Source organism: Streptococcus suis, assembly GCF_002964045.1.
Lineage (GTDB): Bacteria > Bacillota > Bacilli > Lactobacillales > Streptococcaceae > Streptococcus > Streptococcus suis_U.
The window spans coordinates 1-353 of record NZ_POPB01000544.1; the positions used below are offsets into that span (position 1 = coordinate 1).

Annotated in this window: 1 pseudogene; it reads left to right on the forward strand. The window is 40.8% G+C overall.

Annotated features, from left to right (window positions below):
• A pseudogene (locus tag C1E99_RS12610) lies at positions 1–253 on the forward strand (sugar ABC transporter permease); the annotation flags it as partial.
• Between the last annotated feature and the right edge of the window lie 100 nt (positions 254–353).

Below are 353 nucleotides of genomic sequence, written 5' to 3' on the forward strand. Positions count from 1 at the left end.
TTTAACGATTCTGGCTGTCGGAAATATCTTCCGAGCAGACTTTGGCCTTTTCTATCAAATTCCGAAAAATTCAGGTCCTCTCTTCAATGTGACTCAAGTCCTTGATACCTACGTTTATCGTGGCATTGCAGGAACAGGGGACATCGGTATGGCTATCGCGGCAGGCCTCTATCAATCTGTTGTCGGCTGTATCTTGGTGGTAGTGACCAACCTGATCGTTCGTCGCTTTGATAAGGAATCAGCCTTATTCTAGGAGGGGAGTATGAAAAAAAAGAAACAAATCACTTCTGTTTCTATTCATTCATTTAGTAAGAAAACAGATCTATTTTTCTCAAGTTTACTAGGAATATTTG